The following is a 21,827-nucleotide window of genomic DNA, read 5'->3' as shown; positions in this document are numbered from 1 at the left end:
TGCGTACTTCTACTTGTTGACTGCCTTTTGGAGATTATTTAGTTTTATTGCCGGATAAATAAAAGAAATTCCCAGATGATTTTAATACAATTTACAGGTTTGTCAGGTTCAGGAAAAACAACACTGGCCGAAAATGTCAGGCAGCGGCTGTCGCAGAACGGCTATAAGGTCGAGATTGTAGACGGCGATGTCTATCGAAAAACCATTTGTAAAGATTTGGGATTTTCAAGAGAAGACCGTCTGGAAAATGTACGCCGGCTTTTTAAAGTAGCACAGGCTTTTGTTAACGAAAAAACAATTGTGCTCATGTCAGTTATTAATCCGTATGAAAGTCTTCGCAGTGAATTGCGCGCACATGAATTTGTGCGGACTGTATTTTTGGACTGTTCGATAGAAAATTTAATAAAAAGAGACCCAAAAGGATTGTATAAAAAAGCTCTTCTTCCGGACAATGACCGTAATAAAATCGAAAATTTTACGGGTATAAGTGATGTTTTTGAAATTCCTTCAAAAGCGGATTTAATTTTAAAAACAGATTCTGAATCGGTTTCTTTTTCTGCCGGCAGACTGTACGATTTTATAATTAAAAATGTAAGCCCGGCTATCTGAAAAGCAATTTAAAGTTTGTAAAATTTTGCTTATTTATTCTGTATTAAATTCTTATAAATTATATATTTACAAGGTTAAAATAACCACGTCAAACTAAATCCTTCCAAACGTATGAATCCTTCCTCCAGCATACTTCCTGTTACTTTTTCAATTGACAGACTACAAGAAGAACTTGTTCTTTGCGAGAATGAATTATGGACACCACACTTTAACACCAATCGGTATGAAGGCAACTGGACCAGTGTTTCTTTGCGGTCGCAGTCGGGTTTGGTAAATGATATTACTTCTTTTCCTAATAAAGAATATCAAAATACACCGCTTCTGGAGCGCTGTCATTATTTTAAAGAAATCATGGAGTGGTTTGAATGCGAAAAAGAAGCAGTACGTTTACTGCGTTTAGGTCCGGGAAGTGAGATTAAAGAACATGTCGACAATGATACGTCTTATGAAGACGGATTCTTCAGGATTCATGTTCCTATTATAACCAATCCGGAGGTGTTTTTTTATGTAGATAAAAAGCAGGTTCCTATGAAAATGGGCGAGTGCTGGTATGCTGATTTCCAGCTCCCGCATAGTGTAGAAAACCGAAGTACAGAGCCCCGAATTCATCTGACAATTGACTGTATTCGAAACGACTGGTCAGACCGTTTGTTTTCAGAAATGGGATTTGATCTGAATTTTTCATCTAAAAAAGAGCAGTATAGTGATGAGGTAAAACAGCAGATTATTGCCGAACTTTTACGAAACCCGTCTGCAGCAGGTGCTCAGATTATCGCTAATCTTCAATCAGAATAAAACTTACCAAAGACATGGAAAATGCCAACCATCCGCTTTTTAACTGGATTCCTTATAAGTTAATCAATAAAAACGACGAAGTTTATTTTGAATGGATTTATCTGGGAGATACCAGATTTACGGAACCCTTTTTTGATGAAAGCATCGCAATAGCAAAAAGTCAGGCCTATCATCCGTCCCGTTTTAAAGTAGTCAGTACAGCAGAGAATATTATAGAATGGGCAGAAGATCTGGTTTCGGTCGATTTAAGATCCCTGGTTTTTCATGTGTCCCGCTGTGGTTCTACTATGCTGAGCCAGTCACTGGCCTCTTCAGCTGAAAATATAGTAATTTCTGAAGCTGCTGTTTTTGATGAAATATTAAGAAGCGATCTTTTTGGTCTCGAAAAAAAATCGGCACTGATGAAATCGGTACTGGTATTTTTAGGACAGAAAAGGTTTTTGGAAGAGCAGCATTTAATTTTTAAACTGGATGCCTGGCATATTTTTGATGCAGGGTATCTAAGAACTGTTTTTCCGGATATTCCTTTTGCACTTTTGTATCGAAATCCAAATGAAGTTTTGAAGTCACATCAGAAAATGATGGGAATGCACATGGTGCCCCATTTGATTCCGCCAACGGTTTTTGGAATTACAGTACAGGAAATTGAACAGGCCGGTTTTGAGCAGTACGGAGCACTGGTCCTGGAAAAATACTTTCAGGGTTTTCTGGATTTTTTAGAAGCAGATGCTAATGTGACGCTGCTGTATTATAATGAAGGGATGAAAAATGTTGTAGAAAAATTTATTGCCTTTGTAAAAGTTACTTATCCGGATACAGAGTGGGATAAAATGCTGGAGCGCCTAAAGAAACATTCGAAAAATGAGAAGGCTGTTTTTACAGGTGATTCTTTTAAAGAAGAAGTGCTGCAGGTTGATTTTACGAAGCTGAATGTACTGCATGAAAAATTAAATAAACAGAAACCCGAACTTTTAGAACACTGAAAATGGTACTGAATTTCCTTTCTGCTTATTTATATGTATTTTTGCCGCAAATACAAATAAAATGATTGATTTAGATTACCTGGCTTTTCTTGAAAATATATTAACCGATAACCGAAAAGAAAAATTCTTAAAAGTACTGGAAAACCGTACCAAACATTTTACTGTTGCGGTTGAAGATGTTTACCAAATGCACAATACCAGTGCAGTAATGCGCAGCTGTGAAGTTTTTGGAATTCAGGAACTGAATGTAATTGAACAGCGCTTTGGAAAACGTATTGACAAAGAAATTGCTTTAGGAGCACAAAAATGGGTAGATATCAACAGGTTTGATTCTGTTTCAGGCTGTCTTTCTGATTTAAAAAGTAAAGGGTATCAGATTATTGCCACTACGCCGCATGAGAACGACTGTATGCTTGAAGATTTTGATATTACAAAACCAAGCGCTTTGTTTTTTGGGACAGAAAAAGAAGGACTTTCAAAAGAAATTATGGATAACGCCGATGGTTTTCTTAAAATTCCAATGATAGGTTTTACCGAAAGTTTAAATATTTCTGTTTCGGCAGCCATCATCATTCAGAATTTAACAAGCCGGCTTCGAAGATCTGACCTTGACTGGAAATTAACAGACGATGAGATTTTAGCCAAACGCCTGGACTGGGCCAAAAATTCGATAAGAGATATTAAAAGAATCGAAGCACGTTATTATCAGGATAATCCGAGATGATTTTGTTTGCCACGAATTTCACAAATCCGCACTAATTTTTTCTCATAGGAATAAAAAAAAGTAATTCGTGAATATTTGTGAAATTCGTGGCAAAAAAAGACTTTAAAAAAAATCCCCGACTACATTTGTAATTGGGGATTTTATATTTAAGATTGGATCTTTATTAGTTAATCAAAACCCAAGTTCCAGCAGCAATTAAAGCCTCAGCTTTTTTGTACTTCATCGTTTCAGTTTTACCAGTTGCAATTTCTTGAATGACAACAGTATCATTTCTGTTGATTTTTGGCATATCTCTAACGATAGTTTCGGTAACCTGACGCTGTTGTGTTTCTCCGGCTTCACGGTTAAGTTCTTCGCTGTTTGGAATTTCATCTTTGCTTAATTTGAAATTTTCTTTTTGACGAACTTCTCTTGCTTCGTGGATTTCAGGAACGTTTTGAGCAGGTAAATCACCTTTGAACAAGAATGAAATAACTTCTTTGTTTACGTTGTCCAGCATTCCTCTAAACAAGTTGAAAGCTTCTAATTTGTAAATAAGCAGCGGATCTTTTTGTTCGTGAACAGCCAGCTGAACTGATTGTTTCAATTCGTCCATTTTACGCAGGTGTTTTTTCCAGGCTTCATCGACAATCGAAAGTGTGATGTTTTTCTCAAAATCAGCAATTAACTGCGCTCCTTCGCTGTCGTAAGCTTTCTTTAGATCAGTAACAACATTCAGTGTTTTGATTCCGTCTGTAAAAGGTACTACGATTCTTTCGAAATGGTTGTTTGGCTCTTCAAAAACCCCTTTAACGATTGGGAATGCTTCTCTGGCGCTTCTTTCTGTTTTTTCAGTATAGAAGGCTAAAGCTTCTTTGTATACTTTTCCGGTGATTTCAATATCAGATAATTTAGTAAAATCAGCCTCTGAAATTGGAGAAGTAATAGAGAAATAACGAATTAAATCAAATTCGAAACCTTTATAGTCATTCGCCGCTTTGTTGTTGCTTACGATTAATTCGCAGGTATCATAAAGCATATTGGCGATATCCAGTTTTAAACGTTCTCCAAATAAGGCGTGACGACGACGTTTGTACACTACCTCACGCTGAGAGTTCATTACGTCATCATATTCTAATAAACGTTTACGAACACCAAAGTTGTTTTCTTCTACTTTTTTCTGAGCACGTTCGATAGATTTGGTCATCATAGAATGCTGAATTACTTCACCTTCTTTCAATCCCATTCTGTCCATCACTTTTGCTACTCTTTCAGAACCGAACAAACGCATCAGGTTGTCTTCCAGAGAAACATAGAACTGAGAACTTCCCGGATCTCCCTGACGGCCGGAACGACCACGTAACTGTCTGTCGACACGACGTGAATCATGACGCTCTGTACCTACGATCGCTAAACCTCCTGCGGCTTTTACTTCCGGAGATAATTTAATATCGGTACCACGACCCGCCATATTGGTTGCAATGGTTACAACTCCTGCTTTACCGGCTTCTTCAACAATTTGTGCTTCCTGCTTGTGCATTTTAGCGTTCAGTACGTTGTGCGGGATTCCTCTCATCTTAAGCATACGGCTTAGTAATTCTGAAATCTCTACAGAAGTAGTTCCAATTAATACAGGTCTTCCGGCTTGTGATAATTCGGTAACATCTTCAATTACAGCATTGAATTTCTCACGTGTTGTTTTATAGATGTAATCTTCTTTGTCTTGTCTTGCAATTGGACGGTTGGTTGGAATTTCAACCACATCCAGTTTGTAAATCTGCCATAACTCACCTGCTTCAGTAACCGCAGTACCGGTCATACCGCCTAATTTGTTATACATTCTGAAGTAATTCTGTAATGTAATAGTAGCAAAAGTCTGAGTGGCGGCTTCGATTTTTACATTTTCTTTAGCTTCAATAGCCTGGTGTAAACCGTCTGAATAACGACGTCCGTCCATGATACGTCCTGTCTGCTCATCAACAATTAAAATTTTATTGTCCATGATTACATATTCTACATCTTTTTCGAAAAGGGCGTATGCTTTTAAAAGCTGTGTCAAAGTATGGATACGCTCGCTTTTTACTCCAAAATCCTGGAAAAGTCTTTCTTTGGCTTCTGCTTCAGCATCTTTATCCAGTTTTTGTTTTTCGATAGCAGCGATTTCAGTTCCAATATCTGGTAAAATAAAGAAATCAGCATCAGTATCTCCGGAAAGGTATTTGATACCGTTATCCGTCAATTCTACCTGATTGTTTTTTTCTTCAATCACAAAATACAAAGCTTCGTCTACTTTGTGCATTTCGCGATTGTTGTCCTGCATGTATTGATTTTCGGTTTTTTGAAGTAATTGTTTAATTCCTTCTTCACTCAAAAATTTAATTAAGGCTTTATTTTTAGGTAAAGATCTGTAAGCTCTTAATAATAAGAAACCTCCGTCTTTAGTATTTCCTTCTTTGATTAATTTTTTAGCTTCGGCCAGGAAACCATTCGCTAACTGACGCTGCTGTGCTACTAAGTTCTCGATTTTTGGTTTTAACTCGTTGAATTCGTGACGGTCTCCCTGAGGAACCGGTCCTGAAATAATAAGCGGCGTTCTGGCATCATCAATTAATACAGAATCGACCTCGTCGACAATAGCAAAATTGTGTTTTCTCTGCACTAAATCAGCCGGTGAGTGCGCCATGTTATCTCTTAAGTAGTCAAAACCAAATTCGTTGTTGGTTCCGTAAGTGATATCAGCATCATATGCTTTTTTTCTGGCTTCGGTACTTGGCTGGTGGTTGTCGATACAATCAACCGATAAACCGTGGAATTCGAATAAAGGTGCTTTCCAGGTACTGTCACGTTTTGCTAAGTAGTCGTTCACGGTTACTAAGTGAACTCCGTTTCCGGTCAAAGCGTTTAAGTATAACGGAAGTGTAGCTACTAATGTTTTACCTTCCCCTGTCTGCATTTCGGCAACTTTACCTTCATGCAGTACCATACCTCCAATTAACTGAACATCGTAATGGATCATGTCCCAGGTAATGTCTTTTCCGGCAGCATTCCACTGGTTAGCCCAGATCGATTTGTCGCCTTCGATAGTAATGTATGGTTTTGCAGCTGAGAATTCACGGTCTCTTGGAGTAGCTGTAACTTCGATATGTGAGTTTTCTTTGAAACGGCGTGCTGTTTCTTTTACGACAGAAAAAGCTTCCGGCAGGATCTCTAATAAAGTTTTTTCAGAGATTTCATAAGCTTCTTTTTCAAGGGCATCTATTGCATCGTAGATATCCTCCCTTTTGTCAATATCCTCAATTTCTTCAACTTCGGCTTTAAGAGAAGCAATTTTAGCATCTTTCTCTGCTCTTGCTTCTTTAATTCTTTCTTTGAAATATACAGTTCTCGCTCTTAGTTCGTCATGTGACAAACTCATTAAGCTCGTTTCGAAAGTTTTAATTTTGTTTAAGTAAGGCTGAAGGGCTTTGACGTCTTTTTGAGACTTATCACCTACGAAAACCTTGATGATACTGTTTATGAAACTCATAATTTATTTGGTATTTCTTTATTATACAATGTGTATTTGAACCAAAAAAAAAGTCTCTGTGATGAGACTTTTTCATTTGGTTTATTTTTTAATATTCATCCTCATTCCAAAGATAATCTTCGTCTGTTGGATAATCAGGCCAAATTTCTTCCATTGATTCATATATCTCTCCTTCATCTTCGATTGACTGAAGGTTTTCAACTACTTCTAATGGAGCACCGGCTCTAATAGCGTAGTCTATAAGTTCGTCTTTGTTAGCAGGCCACGGCGCATCACTTAAATAAGATGCTAATTCTAATGTCCAATACATCTGTTATCTGTTTAGTTTGTGCAAAAATAAATTTTTTACTGAAAAAGACAAGTAAAATTTGATTTATTTTAATAAAATTTAAGAACGTCACTTGTTAAATTCCAATTTTAAAATTCCAAATCCCAAAATAGACTTTTATAATTCGCTGTTTTGGAATTTTTATTTACAATTTAAATCCATAGATTTTTTAATTTTTCTTTGGAATTTGGGATTTTAAAAAATGGAATTTGCAGAAAATTTATTTTCTGGGTATCCACTTCACCTCCTCCGCTTTAAGGTCAAAGGACAACTTTCGTGCCAAGACAAAAAGGTAGTCAGAAAGTCGGTTTAAGTACTGAATTGTGATTTCGGGAACGTGTTCATTATGGCTTAAATGTACTGCCAAACGTTCCGCTCTGCGGCATATACAGCGTGCTATATGACAATGTGACACGGTAGGGTGGCCTCCCGGTAATACAAAATGTGTCATTGGCGGAAGTTTTTCTTCCATCTGGTCTATCTCGTTTTCAAGTAATTTGATATCAGAATCAATTATGCCGAGATTTTTTAAACGGAGCTCACCGTTTTTTAAAACTTCTTTTTCCTGCGGAGTTGCCAAAATGGCGCCTACTGTAAAAAGGCGGTCCTGAATTTCGATTAAAATAGTCTTGTAATGCGGATCCATTTCCTGATCACGGATTAAGCCAATATACGAGTTGAGTTCATCAACAGTTCCGTAACTGTCAATTCTGATATGGTCTTTAGGAACACGTGTACCTCCAAAAAGGGCGGTTGTTCCTTTATCTCCTGTTTTGGTATATACTTTCATTTTTTAAAGATGCTAAGGTTTTAAGGTGCTGCGTTTTTTAGTTTTCTTTGAAACCAAGTTCGCTGTTTAGTTTTTTGAATTCTAACTGGGCTTTGTCGTTAAAATCGCCATTTATACCTGCAGTTTCTGCGGATGACTGAAATCGTGAACAGCCTATGCAGACTATGGTCTGGCAGATCACTTCGTTATTTTTAAAGTAAACAAATCCAAGTCGGGGTTCGTAACAGCCGGCGATGTTCGGATTCTCGAACATTTTTTTATTACTGAAAATCGAATTTAATCTTGAAACCTGTTCTTTGCTGAGTTTTTGTTTTTTAAGAATGGTGCTTATATACTGTCCTTTTTCATTAATAGGAGCGTAGAAATCTTCTCCTGAAAATCCAATATAATCAATTCCAATGACTGAATCACAGTCAAAACCTTTCAGATAAGATAAATGACCATTGGCTTTTATTTTAACCGCGTTTTCCTTCAGCCATTTTATTTCTGTTTTCGGTGGTTTTGGCGGCAGGGGCGGCGGCAGGGAATTTTTATGTTCTGCCTCCTTTTTGCAGGAAGCCAATGCCAGAAGAAGAACCACAAAATAAAACGGACGCATTTTTATATTTTAGAGTTTATATTTTTGATTTTAGACTGGAATACTGTAATCTTAAATTTTAGATTTAGAAAATAATCTATAATCAAAAATCTAAAATTATTTAGTCGTATCACTTTCAATTAAACCGTCTCTTAAACGGATAACACGGTGGGCATAAGCGGCAATATCTTCCTCGTGCGTTACCAGAATAACCGTGTTTCCCTGAGCGTGTATATCGCCAAATAGTTTCATGATTTCTACAGAGGTTTTACTGTCCAGGTTTCCGGTGGGTTCATCGGCTAAAATAATGGAAGGTTTGTTAACCAGGGCGCGGGCAATGGCCACACGCTGACGCTGTCCTCCTGATAACTGATTCGGCTGGTGATCCATTCGGTCAGCAAGGTTTACCTGTTTAAGTACTGCCGTAGCGCGTTCATTTCTTTCCGTTTTTGAATAACCGGCATAAATCATAGGCAAAGCAACATTATCCAGCGCGGTAGTTCTGGGTAAAAGATTGAACGTCTGGAAAACGAAGCCTATTTCGGTATTTCTGATTCCCGCCAGTTCGTCATCGCGCATCTGGCTTACATCTTTTCCATTTAATACATAACGTCCCGAAGTAGGAGTGTCCAGACAGCCCAGCAAATTCATTAAAGTTGATTTTCCGGATCCTGATGGTCCCATCAAAGCAACATATTCCCCTTTATTGATTTCTAAATTAATTCCTTTTAAAACATATACCGTTTCATTACCCAGAATAAAATTTCGGCGTATGTCAGTTATCTTAATTAATGGATCTGCCATTTTATTTTACAATTTGGTTTTAAAAGTACGAAACACTTTTCAATAAAAAACATAAGTAGTACAGAATTGGTTTTTGTTACAAAATCTCTAAAGTTTCAAAATTACAGCCAGATTATATTTCATCCGGGTTTATGAGAAAAAGCAGTTATATTATTTGGTGTTAAAATTTTATAATTAGCACTATTTTTTAAATTTTACAGTTTTAGTATGTTTTAAATCTTAAAAAGATGCGAATAATGTAATATTTAAGGTTCTGGTTTTGAGTAACTTTGAGATGTATTAATTAAACAATCAAGATTATGAAAAATATAAAAATAGCACTAGTAATTGCCGTATCAGGATTAAGTTTTGTATCCTGTAAGAATGAAAAAGAAGAAAAAGCGCAAAAAACAATCGACTCTTATGTAACCTACGTCGATTCAGTAAAAAATGTTTCAGCAGAAAATTTGAAAGAAAACTGGAAAACTGTTGAAGCCGAATATGACCGAAAATCTCAGGAAGCTCAGGCTGCACTGGCCGATATTAAGGATAATACCGCAGCAGCTGAAAAAATAGATGCAAGCAAAATTAAGTATGAAGAGTTTCGAAATGAGATGACCACCGTTTTTGCCCCTCCTGCTCCGAGTCCAAAACAGCAGTTAAGAGATGCTTTGTTTGGTGCCGGAAAAATTGGCGATGACATGAACTTTAGCTGGGTAAATGCCCAAAACATCCACAGTGTTTACCAGCAGTTTGTTCACACCGTAGAAGATAATAAAGACAAGTATTCCAGAGAAGACTGGGACGAAGTAAAACTGATGTATGAAGCTCTTGACAGCCGTAAAAATACCGTTGAAAAAGAAGGGCTTACCGCCGAGGATAACCGAAAAATTGCCGGTTTAAAAGTCAAATTTGCACCCATGTACACTGTAAACAGAATGGGAGCCAAATCTGAAGAAAACAAAGAGGCTAAAAAATAAAGTTTTAGAATTTTGAATTAGTAAAAAAGACAATCAGCAATGGTTGTCTTTTTTTTGTTTAAGAGAATACAAGAAAAACTTGATTGCTTTTATAAATAGATTGAATTTGTTGCGTTACTATAGAGCTTTTTATTTTGATCCCTTTTTTGTTTGTCAAATCATAATTTACGAGAAGAAATAGATTATATTTTTTAAGTAAGTAAATTCTTAAAAAAAAATTTTTGTTTTTTGATTTTTTGTTATAGATTTACTTCACTTTAAAAAACCACTGGGAGTTTCATCAATGACAATTTTCATTTTCTTAACAAATTAATCCGGAAAACAAAACTCGTTTTCAGGATTGTCATTATTGGTTGTTTTTTTATCCAGTTTTATAGCTTTTAGATAAAAATATATTACACCTAATCTTTATTCTGTTGTAAAGATTAGGATTATCTTCTGTTTACTAAAAAATACTAAAAAAGCAAGGTCAAAATGAGGAAACTCATAAAGATTGATAACAGCAATTATTTAGTTTGGGCAAAGTAAACTTTTTAAAAAACATTTTTCTGGTTCATGCACAATTCCGATAGTAGTTTAAAAATTGTAAACTAAAAAATCAAAGCCGATAAATTTAATTTAAAAGAGAAATGAAAAATGTACTTTTAAAAAGAATAATAAAAAGAATGTTCTTTCTATTATTGATGACTGTTTCTTTCTGCATGACCGCACAACATTCTGAAGAACAAACCGATAAGTTTTCACCCGAAATTATCCCGCCCTCTCCCGCTGCTGCCGGATTGGGGAATTATGGAAATGTCCCAATAGGAATGACCACCGGAGCACCCAATGTTAATCTGGAACTTTATACCTTAAAAGAAAACGGTATTTCTATTCCGTTGTCCTTAAGTTACAGCTCAAATGGCGTTCGGGTTGATGCAACTTCCAAACAACTTGGAATTGACTGGGATTTAATTGTGGGCGGAATTATAATCCGACAGGTAAGAGGCGATGACGATTTTAGAATGGCATGGTCGGTTCCGGATGAATCCAAAATTTGTTTTCCTTCAGATTTAAGTGCGATTGCTTTAAGCAGCCATCCCCCTCAGAAAGATATTTTTAGTTATAATGCACCGGGTATTTCCGGAAAATTTATAGTAGATGGAAATTCTTTCCGCGAATTGAATGTTTCTGATAATAAAATTGAGGCGCCTGTTGTTCCGGACGAAGACGGCAGTACTGCCCGTACGTTTAAAATAACCTCTGTAGACGGTACTGAATATTATTTTGGAGAAAATAATGCAAGAGAACGAAGCAGTAATGTTAATTACTGCGGTTCACCAACCCCGTCAAGCAGCGATACAGGGTATTTACTAACCCGAATTAAAACAGCAGCAGGACAGGAAGTTTATTTTAAATACATATCACAGGCTTTTACCACTATCACTTATCAGCAAAAAGCAAACTCGGTTGTATACAATTCAGCTCTGCCATCTACAGCCAATATAGGTACACCTTGTCAGAATACTGAACGTCATACGAGTTATTTTGTTGAATCGATTGAACTGAATGATAAAAAAATAGTATTTGAATATATCGAATTAGAAACTCATTTTAGCAATAAGGAATCAAAACAGTTAAAGAAGATCAAGATCTATTCGGGGTTAAACACTCTTTTAAAATCGTTTGAATTTAATTATTACTCTGTGCTGCCCAATACCAATTCAGACGGTTTAAATTCGTATACGCAAACAGACCGAAAAAGGTTTTTTTTAAAAGAGGTTTTGGAATATAATAATTTAGAAACTTCCAGTATTAAACGCTATAGTTTTGATTATTATACGCCGGAAGGACTTCCGCCAAGAAACTCGTATGCGCAGGATATTTTTGGATATTATAATGCCCGCAAGAATACCAATATGATTTTTAACAATCTGGGACCGCTGCATTTTTTATACAATGTTTTTAAAGCGGCCAATACCGCAGACAGAAGCCCTAATGCGAGTGTGGTTGGGTATGGAATGTTAAAGAGTATTACCTATCCTACCAAAGGAAAAACAGAATTTGTATACGAACCCAATTCGGTGTATGTAGATAAAACTTTTTATCCTCCTAAAACAGTCTATTCGATAGGGCAGGAGGCCGCTACAACGGCTAAATCTATTGATTCGCCTGTATTTAATATTCCCTATGCACAAACCGTTACTTTATATGGCGAGGCCGAATTAATGTATATTGGAGAAGGGCTGTGTAAGGAAGGGTCTTATCCTACACATTGGACTCCTAATGCAAACGTATCTTTGATTAACCAGGCGACTAATCAGGTGGCAGCAACCTTAAAGTCTGATACCAATCCAACAATTAATGCCAGTATAGCTGCCGGAAATTACTTTTTAAGGGTTGCTTCGATAAGAGCCTGTCTGAATATATACGGTTCGGTGACCTATGCCACAACCCAGCCCTATACCATAAAAGTAAATGATCCGGTAGCAGGGGTAAGGGTTCGTAATACTTACGATTCTGATGGTAAAGGAAATACCGTTACCAAAAAATACTATTACGGTACCAAGGACTGTCTGGAATGCAGTACCGGACAGTTTGCCATTGCCAATCCTAACTCTGAGGCCAATTATGATACTTTTACTGCAACGGATAAAAGAACCTATACGATGTTTTCTAATGCCAGAATACCTTTGAATTCTTTTGACGGACCTGTGCTGACTTATGATACAGTGCTGGAAAGTTTTGGTGAAAATTTTGAAAACGGAGGGATCATCCACAGTTTTGTACCGGCATCTGATGAACCTTTTGTGGGAACCTGCGATGAATATATCAGAGGAACTCCTTATTCAAACGGTTTTTTGAGCGGAACGGAATACAAAACAACCAAGTTTAGAAAAAATGGATCAGCTTATGTTTATCTGTCACAAAATGAGCTGATTTATGAATATGATCCGTCTTATGATTTTACAGCAAAAAATTATACCTCCAGATTGTATATGATTTATGCAAATCCGGGATATACCCCCATTACAGATTATTTCTATAATTTTAATATCTACGAAACCAGAAGCCAGAGGCATTACTTGTCAAAAAAAATAACAACTGTTTTTGATCAGAACGGATTAAATCCAATTACTACCACAACAGAATATAAATATAACAAACCGAATCATTTTCAGCTGACTTCTGAAATACTGACCAATTCAAAAGATCTGCCGTTAGAAACAAAATACTTTTATGCCAAAGATTCAGAAATGGCTTCTAAACCGTTTGCTGCAGAACTAACTGCAAAAAATATGGTTGGAATTCCATTAGACACTCAAACTTATTATAACCAGACCAAAACATCAGAAAAGCTGACGGTTTATGACAAAAGTACGGCAACAGCAAATATACTGCTGCCTAAATCGGTTTATGCCGCCTCATTTCCTAATGCCTTTCCGAGTATCGCTAATGTGGGAAATCTTGAAAAGAAAATCACCTATGATCAGTACGACGACAAAGGCAATATCCTTCAGTACACTTTAGAAAACGGAACCCCTGTTTCCATAATCTGGGGTTACAACAAAACCCAGCCTATTGCCAAAATCGAGAATGCAGCTTACAGCGAAGTTGTTTCGTATGTCGCCAGCCTGCAGAATATTTCCAATACCGGAACCGAAGCCAGTTTGCTCACCGCTTTAAACAATTTAAGAACGGCACTGCCTAATGCCATGGTAACCACCTATACCTATATTCCGCTGGTTGGGGTAAGCACCATAACCGATCCCAAAGGAGACAAAATCACTTACACCTATGATTCTTTTGGAAGACTCGAATTTGTAAAAGATAACGAAGGAAAGATCCTTTCAGAGAACCAGTATAACTACAAGCCATAAAAAATAACCGCCATGAAAAAACTAATCCAACTCCTTCTGGTCTTATTTCCTGTTATGGTAAACAGCCAGACCCAGACCGAAAATTACGTTAAGACTATAACCTATAAAACCCCGACTACTGTAAAGATAACAGCTCCTACAATTTCTCAGGCCGCCCAGACCGTGACTTATTTTGACGGACTGGGAAGACCCGTTCAGAAAATTGACTGGCAGCAGTCCAAATCCGGAAAAGACATTATTACCCATATCGAATATGACGGTTTTGGAAGACAGGTCGAAGAATACCTGCCTTTTAAAGCCGAAACCTCTACTATGGGGTTTGACGCTGCTGCCAAAACCAAAGTCATGTTGTATTACGGCAGTCCAAACAGCACCGTTAACGGAAACCCGGCACTGGAAGCCACAACAACCCCTTTCAGCCGCAAAGAACTTGAAGCTTCTCCACTGAACCGTGTCCTGAAACAGGCCGCTCCGGGAAATGACTGGAAGTCAGGCTCGGGACATGAAATAAAAATAGACTATCAGACCAATAAGGCCAATGAAGTAAAACTCTTTACTGCCACTACCACATGGAGTGCTGCTTCCGGGCTGTATAATATCGCCTTTGTAAACAGCGGCTATTATGCAGCCGGACAGCTTTATAAAACCATCACTTATGACGAAAATACCGCTGCTGTACCTGTAGAATCAGCAGGATCTACAGTAGAATTTAAAGATAAAGAAGGCCGGGTTGTCTTAAAAAGGACCTATGATGCTGCAGTAAAACACGATACCTATTATGTTTATGATATTTACGGAAACCTTACCTATGTAGTACCGCCAAAAGCGGACGGCAGTATTACAACCGCTGTACTGAATGATTTGTGCTACCAGTATAAATACGACAGCCGCAACCGTCTGGTCGAGAAAAAACTGCCGGGAAAACAATGGGAATTTATGGTATATGATAAACTAGACAGAGTTGTGGCGGCAGGTCCCGCCAATTCTCCTTTTTCAGATCTGACTACAGTGGGATGGATCATAACCAAATATGATGCTTTTAACCGCCCGGTATATACAGGCTGGTCAACAGGAACTGCTGCAACTGCTGCAGGAAGGATTACCCTGCAGACCGCCCAGAGCGCTGCCTCTGTAATTAACGAAAGCAAACAGACCAGCGGAACCATAGACGGTATTGCCGCCTATTATACCAATGCTGTGGCACCGACGGCCTTTAAACTTTTGACTGTTACTTATTACGACAATTATACCTTTCCAAGTACACCTGCCATTACAGTACCCACTGCTGTAGAAGCACAGACTGTAAAGACAGCGGCGCAGATAAAAGGGCTCCCGTCAGCTTCCTGGACAAGAGTGCCTACCCTGAGTACAGCCGTACTTGGGGAAACTACAGCTACTTTTTATGATACTAAAGCAAGACCCGTCAGGATCTATACCCTAAACCATTTAGGCGGTTATACTTATACCGATACCAAACTGGACTTTTCGGGTAAAACACTCTACAGCATAACAAGACATAAAAGAGTAAGTACAGCTGCCGAGCTTATGACCAAAGATACTTTTACTTACTCATCGCAGGACCGTTTACTGACCCATACCCATCAGATTAACGGAGGCACGGCAGAACTGATGGCCAGTAATACCTATGACGAACTGGGACAGCTCATTTCTAAAAAGGTGGGAAATACAGCAGCAGCTCCGGCACAAAATGTAAATTACACCTATAATATCCGAGGCTGGCTTACGGCCATAAACGATATTAATGCCCTGGCCAAAACAGGGGATCCCAAAGATCTATTTGCTTTTAAACTGCAGTATAACAACACCCCGACTGTAACGGGAGGAAAAGCATTGTATAACGGGAATATCTCGGAGACCCACTGGGCCACAAACTCAGATAACGGCGTGATAAGGGCTTATGGGTATCAGTATGACAATTTAAACCGTTTAAAAACGGCTGTTTATAAAAAAGGAACAGCCGTAACCAATTCTTACAATGAAACCCTGACTTATGATAAAAACGGAAATATTATAAGCCTGCTTAGAAACGGGGGCAGTGAAACAGCAGCCAATCAAATTGATAATCTGGCTTATACGTACCTGAATACCTACAGTAACCAGCTGGTAAAAGTAGTGGATAATGCTCCTACTGCCTATAAAGCAGGCGGTTTTGCAGACAGTGCGGCCAATACGGTTAACGATTATACCTATGATGCTAATGGAAACATGATTTCGGATAACAACAAAAACATCACCGCCATTACCTATAACCATTTAAACCTGCCTTCTAAAATAACTTTTGCCTCAACAGGCAATATTAGTTACCTTTACAATGCTGCCGGGCAGAAGGTACAGAAAATCGTAAACGAAACCAGTAAACCAGCTGTAACAACAGATTATATTGCAGGATTTCAGTATGACAATGCTGCCTTGAAGTTTTTCCCAACAGCCGAAGGGTATGTGGAGCCTGATGCAAGTTCTTATAAATACATTTACCAATACAAAGACCACCTGGGGAATGTTCGTTTAAGCTATGATAAAACACTGGCTATAAAAGAAGAAAACAATTATTATCCTTTTGGGTTAAAACAGGAAGGGTATAATAACGTTAAAACCGGGGTTGAGAATAAGTATAAATACAATGGAAAGGAACTACAAGACGAGTTACTACTTAATGTTTATGATTATGGAGCACGTAATTACGACCCTGCATTAGGACGCTGGATGAATATCGACCCTAAGGCTGAATTACTAGAAGTATCGTCACCTTATGTTTATGCTTTGAATTGTCCTGTGATTTATTTGGATAAAGATGGAGAGCTACCTATATTTATTAATGGAAAGACCAGTTCTGACAGTGAAAGAGGGGACGAAAGTTATTGGTCATCTGAAATTATTGCAACAATTGCTGGTTCAGGTATTGCAAATCCTGGTGGGCAGGTACACTATGTAGATGGAGATAGATGGTATTCTTCTCACACTAGGAAAATAGAGAATTCATCGTGGATGACAGGAGGGGTTAACAATGCGTATTTTAGAAGAGAAGCTGGATATAAAGCAATGACTAAATCTGAATTTAAATCAATTTTATCAAAGCTAGCAAGAAACTCACAGGGGAAAATAATTGAAAAGATACAAATATACACTCATAGCAGGGGGGCTGCATTTGGTGCTGGATATACAGAACGCTTATTAGAGTTAATTAAACAAAATGCTAACGAATTTGCTGATGCAGATAATGAAATCGATTTTGTGTTTAATATGGCACCCCATCAATCAAATGATATAACTGCTCCAGATGGTGTTGATTCGTATAGTATTGATAGAACTAAAGACCCTCTTTCAGGCAATGATATGAAAGGCTTAAAAGGAGCATTCAAAACAGATGAAGGAGGATATAAGAAAGCACATTCAATTAGTACTTTTGCAAAAGATTTAAAAGCTTTTACATCCTCTTTTTTAAAGGGAGGTGGGAGCAAAGCGATAATTGATAATTTTGTTAAGAATATGAAAAATAAGTATAACATTAAAGTAACAGTTGTTGAATAGATTATGGTAAATTTTATAAAATGGTTAATTGTAAATATTCTAATATCGTTTTTAATTCTCTTTTTGATGCTCTATGTATTCTTTTTATTAGGTTCGGGGTCTGCGGGTTTCAATGATAATTGGTATTTCTTTATAATTGGAATTGGAATAATTCATTTTATTACTATTTCTTTTTTATTGAAAGCTAAACCGAAATATTACTTATTAATTCCATTGTTTATTTTTGGTATTTATCTTTATTTTTATTTTGAATAGTAGGTTTGGAATAGCATCGTATCATATATTTTTGGTAAAATCATAAGAGGTCATGTTCAGATTTGATGATGATTAATTAGATAATGTCTCAGATATGTTGGTACTTAATAATTACATCAAACATTAACAGATAATCAGAAATTTATAGTAATATCGCATAAAAATAAAATAACCTTCGGGTTGTCTAAAGTTCACCTATGCTTTCCTTTGAATAAAATTAAAGTTTTTTATTTAACCTGATGGAGTTGTTCAACTAGAGACAGATATTAAACCCGCTGGCAGAGAAATCCAGACGCTTCTCGCCATACACATATGCACTTAATAACCCTGTTTATTATATTGATCCTGATGGAATGGAAGCTCTTGAAAATGATCCTCCCCAAACTAGGGTAATTTCTAATCAGATTTCGAATTCATTTAAATACGATGATAAGGGAGAAACAAAAGGAACAGATAAAATTCAACAAACAGTAGTTTCTACAATGACTATAACAGATAGTAACGGTCAGGCAATTCAAATAATGGACACAACAACGTTTACAACTGCTTATGTTGATGCTGATGGTAATGCATCAAAAACAGCGACAATTACTTCTACCAATTCTATTAATACTAAAAATGAAGACGGTACTTGGACGAGAACTGATGCAATTACAGTTCCAGCGCAGACTGTAAGCTTAAAAGAAACTAGTAAGGAAATGCAAGCTACAATTAAGGAAGTTTCATCTTTTAAAACATCTGAAAAAATAAGCCCTGTTCAAGCAGAAGCTAGGAAAAATGCAAAAGATAATGAAATTTACGCTACGATAGGAGGATCATTAGGTACAGGAGGAATAACCTCTGCCGCCAGAAAAACACTGCAGGATGCCGTGTCGCTTTTAACTTCCAATAACGAAACCAAAATCACCGCAGCGACCAACACGACTGTAAACGGGGTAAGTTTCAGGTACAACAATGCTGCCTGGCCCACAACCGACTATCATGTGCTGACCGTAAATTATTTTGACGATTATAATTTTCCTAACGCACCCACTATTCCCACAACGGTACAGACACAAACGGTATATTACAATACTACTGTGAAACCAAAAGGACTGCCAACAGGGGCATGGACCCGTGTTTTGGAAACCAGTACTTTATATAAAAACGAACTGTCGTATACACTTTATGATATAAAAGCAAGGCCGATACGAAACCGGGTACAGAACCATTTGGGTGGTTATACCATTATTGACAAGCTGTATGATTTTAGCGGAAAAGTACTGCGAACCAATACCTATCATAAAAGACTTACAACTGATTCAGAACTCCAAACCGTAGATACTTTTACCTACTCGGCACAGGACCGTTTACTGACCCATACCCATCAGATTAGCGGAGGAACTGTAGAATTGATGGCCAGTAATACCTATGACGAACTGGGACAGCTGATTTCTAAAAAGACAGGAAATACAGAAGCCGCTCCCACACAAAACGTAAATTACAGTTATAACATACGAGGCTGGCTTACGGCCATAAACGATATTAATGCCCTGGCTAAAACAGGAGACCCTAAGGATTTGTTTGCTTTTAAGATTAATTATAATACTGCCGCAGCTGCGATTAGCGGTGTAACCCCTTTGTACAATGGAAATATTGCCGAAACGTACTGGGCAACAAATTCTGATAACGGTATTATAAGAACTTACGGTTATAAATACGACAACCTGAACCGATTGAAAGAAGGTGTCTTTAAAAAAGCCGCCACTATTAGTAATTCATTTAATGAAAGTCTTACGTATGATAGAAACGGAAATATTATAAGCCTGCTCAGAAACGGGGGTAGTGAAGCAACCACTAACCAAATTGATAATCTGGCCTATACCTACCTCAATACTTACAGCAACCAGCTGGTAAAAGTAGTGGATAACGCTACGACCTATAAAGCAGGCGGTTTTGTGGACAGTGCCACCAATACGGTTAACGATTATACCTATGATGCTAACGGAAACATGATCTCGGATAACAACAAAAACATTACGGCTATCACGTATAACCATTTGAACCTGCCTGCCAAAATAACTTTTGCCGCAACAGGCAATATTATATATCTTTACAATGCTGCAGGGCAGAAAGTACAAAAAGTAGTAACGATAATCTCACCAGCCAGTGTTACCACCACTGATTATCTGGGAGGATTCCAGTACGATAACGCTGCTTTGAAATTTTTCCCAACAGCAGAAGGGTATGTAGAACCTGATGGAAGTTCTTATAAATATGTATACCAGTATAAAGATCATCTGGGCAATATTCGTTTAAGCTATGATAAAACACTAGCTATAAAAGAAGAGAACAACTATTATCCTTTTGGATTAAAACAGGAAGGATATAATAACGTTAAAACCGGCGTTGAGAATAAGTATAAGTACAACGGAAAAGAGCTCCAAGACGAGTTGGGGCTTAACTTTTACGACTATGGTGCAAGGAATTATGACCCAGCTCTTGGGCGTTGGATGAACATAGATCCTTTAGCAGAGAAAATGCGTAGACATAGTCCATATAATTATGCATTTAATAATCCTATTAGATTTATTGATCCTGATGGAATGGCTCCGAATGATTGGATAAATTGGACAGGTTCAAATGGACAGCAGCATATAACTTATGATGCTGATGTTAAAACAAAAGAACAAGCCGAGGCTAAAGGATATGGCAATGTAAAACAAGTTTTTGCTTCTGGAGTTGCACATACAGCAGATTATAGTACTATTGTTGAATTCGCATCGGATGGTAATTTCGTTGTAAATAATAGTGGAAAGATGGACGTTGATGACATTAGTTTAACCACTGATAATGGGACTTACATTTCTGAAAATAAAAGTATAATGGATTCTTTTGGAGAGCATGGACCAGGAGCGCTTCAAAATGTAGGTGATGGTATGACTTTAGCAGCCGTACCAGTAGCAGCTACAGGATTTGGTGCGCCACTTGCCGCTGCAATGGCAGAAGTTGGGGGGGGCATTTCGGTAATAGGTACAGGTTTAGAAATTGTTAATGATATGGTTGAAGGTGAATTTTCTATAGAAAAAACTATAACAAAAGGAGTAATTGAAGGTGCATCAAGAAAATTAGGTGGTTCAAGTGTGTTTGGTCCAACAGAACAAATAGTAAATGATAATCTTTTTAACGCATTAGATAAATCCATAGATGTAGTTAGAGATCAAAATAAAAAATAAAATAATTAGATATATTATGATGTACATATATTACATTGTTGGGATAGCATTCATAATTTACACTTTAGTAGATTTTAAGAAAAAACCAAATGATAATGCTTTCAACAGATATTATAATTCGAAATATTATAGAGTAGTAATTTTTGTGATATTTGTGATCATAGCATTAATAATATCGTTGTTTACTAAAAGAAATTAAAAAAGATATGAGACTTAAATATATACATATATTATTGATGCTGATTTTTTCTTGGAATTTAAATGCACAAAAAATTAAATTCAAGGATGAAAATTTAAAAATAGCATTATTAGAGTTAGGTTATGATGTCAATAAAGATAATGAAATCCAAATTGCTGAGATAGATACTATAAGTAAGCTGAAGATTTCAAATAGAAATATAAAAAGCTTAGATGATTTAGTGCATTTCAAAAAACTAAAGACAGTGAATGCAATGAAAAATCAAGTTTTAAACTTAGATGTATTTTTCAACAATTCAACTATTGAAGAAATTTATGTAGGTGAAAATATGTTAGGAAAGAAATTGGTAATAAAAAATATGTCCAAATTAAAAGGACTTTATGCTTTTAGAAACGGGTTAAATGAACTGGTCTTGATTAATACTAATAATATCGAGTCATTGTATCTGCAAGGAAATATATTTGAAAAGATTATTTTGGATGAACTTCCGAAACTAAAAACTGTACAATTGTCCGAAAATGGTAATTTAAAGATTATTGATGTCAAAAAGAATGTTGAATTAGTTCAATTATATCTTAATTCAACTAAAATTGAGAAGTTAGATATTTCTAACAATCCTCGGTAGTGTTTCAAAGTTAGTGATATGAAATTTTGAAATTGAACAAATTTTAAAAA

General features: G+C 36.9%; 14 protein-coding genes. 9 read left to right on the top strand and 5 right to left on the bottom strand.

Going from position 1 to position 21,827, the window contains the following annotated elements:
• Positions 1-54 precede the first annotated feature (54 nt).
• The 4 genes from cysC to ACODST_RS21680 all read left to right on the top strand — a co-directional run bounded on the left by cysC (position 55) and on the right by ACODST_RS21680 (position 3,111).
• Positions 55-609: an adenylyl-sulfate kinase gene (gene cysC, locus ACODST_RS21695; protein ID WP_488934244.1), complete on the top strand. Its 555-nt coding sequence runs from the start codon at positions 55-57 to the stop codon at positions 607-609.
• A gap of 111 nt (positions 610-720) precedes the next feature.
• Positions 721-1,404, top strand: coding sequence for an aspartyl/asparaginyl beta-hydroxylase domain-containing protein (locus tag ACODST_RS21690; RefSeq protein ID WP_488934181.1), 684 nt, complete (start codon positions 721-723; stop codon positions 1,402-1,404).
• A gap of 14 nt (positions 1,405-1,418) precedes the next feature.
• Positions 1,419-2,387, top strand: a complete 969-nt coding sequence (locus ACODST_RS21685) for a sulfotransferase family protein (protein WP_488934180.1) — start codon at positions 1,419-1,421, stop codon at positions 2,385-2,387.
• A 61-nt stretch (positions 2,388-2,448) separates the two neighbouring features.
• Positions 2,449-3,111 carry a TrmH family RNA methyltransferase gene (locus ACODST_RS21680; protein ID WP_488934179.1) on the top strand — a complete coding sequence of 221 codons (663 nt, stop codon included), beginning with the start codon at positions 2,449-2,451 and terminating at the stop codon, positions 3,109-3,111.
• 163 nt (positions 3,112-3,274) lie between these two features.
• Here the strand turns inward: ACODST_RS21680 and secA are convergent, their stop codons facing one another.
• The 5 genes from secA to ACODST_RS21655 all read right to left on the bottom strand — a co-directional run bounded on the left by secA (position 3,275) and on the right by ACODST_RS21655 (position 9,115).
• On the bottom strand, positions 3,275-6,616 hold the full coding sequence (secA, locus tag ACODST_RS21675) for a preprotein translocase subunit SecA (protein ID WP_488934178.1): 3,342 nt from the start codon (positions 6,614-6,616) through the stop codon (positions 3,275-3,277).
• Positions 6,617-6,704: 88 nt separating this feature from the next.
• The gene (locus tag ACODST_RS21670; RefSeq protein ID WP_007138072.1) at positions 6,705-6,926 is read right to left on the bottom strand and encodes a DUF2795 domain-containing protein; all 222 of its coding nucleotides are present in this window, start codon (positions 6,924-6,926) and stop codon (positions 6,705-6,707) included.
• 238 nt (positions 6,927-7,164) lie between these two features.
• The gene (locus ACODST_RS21665; RefSeq protein WP_488934177.1) at positions 7,165-7,734 is read right to left on the bottom strand and encodes a cob(I)yrinic acid a,c-diamide adenosyltransferase; all 570 of its coding nucleotides are present in this window, start codon (positions 7,732-7,734) and stop codon (positions 7,165-7,167) included.
• Between the two features lie 37 nt (positions 7,735-7,771).
• Positions 7,772-8,332: a hypothetical protein gene (locus ACODST_RS21660; protein ID WP_488934176.1), complete on the bottom strand. Its 561-nt coding sequence runs from the start codon at positions 8,330-8,332 to the stop codon at positions 7,772-7,774.
• A 96-nt stretch (positions 8,333-8,428) separates the two neighbouring features.
• Positions 8,429-9,115 (bottom strand): ABC transporter ATP-binding protein, encoded by a 687-nt coding sequence (locus tag ACODST_RS21655; protein WP_488934175.1) that lies wholly within the window; start codon positions 9,113-9,115, stop codon positions 8,429-8,431.
• 299 nt (positions 9,116-9,414) lie between these two features.
• Here ACODST_RS21655 and ACODST_RS21650 point away from each other — a divergent pair, with 299 nt between their 5' ends.
• The 5 genes from ACODST_RS21650 to ACODST_RS21630 all read left to right on the top strand — a co-directional run bounded on the left by ACODST_RS21650 (position 9,415) and on the right by ACODST_RS21630 (position 21,777).
• Positions 9,415-10,074, top strand: coding sequence for a DUF6565 domain-containing protein (locus tag ACODST_RS21650; protein ID WP_488934174.1), 660 nt, complete (start codon positions 9,415-9,417; stop codon positions 10,072-10,074).
• 629 nt (positions 10,075-10,703) lie between these two features.
• A complete protein-coding gene (locus ACODST_RS21645; protein ID WP_488934173.1) occupies positions 10,704-13,934 on the top strand; it encodes an RHS repeat domain-containing protein in 3,231 nt (1,076 codons plus the stop codon).
• A 12-nt stretch (positions 13,935-13,946) separates the two neighbouring features.
• Positions 13,947-17,483 carry a DUF6443 domain-containing protein gene (locus tag ACODST_RS21640; protein ID WP_488934172.1) on the top strand — a complete coding sequence of 1,179 codons (3,537 nt, stop codon included), beginning with the start codon at positions 13,947-13,949 and terminating at the stop codon, positions 17,481-17,483.
• Between the two features lie 608 nt (positions 17,484-18,091).
• Complete coding sequence (locus ACODST_RS21635; RefSeq protein WP_488934171.1) at positions 18,092-20,953, top strand: RHS repeat domain-containing protein; 2,862 nt, start codon at positions 18,092-18,094, stop codon at positions 20,951-20,953.
• 206 nt (positions 20,954-21,159) lie between these two features.
• Positions 21,160-21,777 (top strand): leucine-rich repeat domain-containing protein, encoded by a 618-nt coding sequence (locus ACODST_RS21630; protein ID WP_488934170.1) that lies wholly within the window; start codon positions 21,160-21,162, stop codon positions 21,775-21,777.
• The last annotated feature ends 50 nt before the right edge of the window (positions 21,778-21,827 follow it).

The organism is Flavobacterium sp. FG19 (genome assembly GCF_057809475.1).
This window is presented reverse-complemented; position numbering and strand designations above follow the sequence as displayed.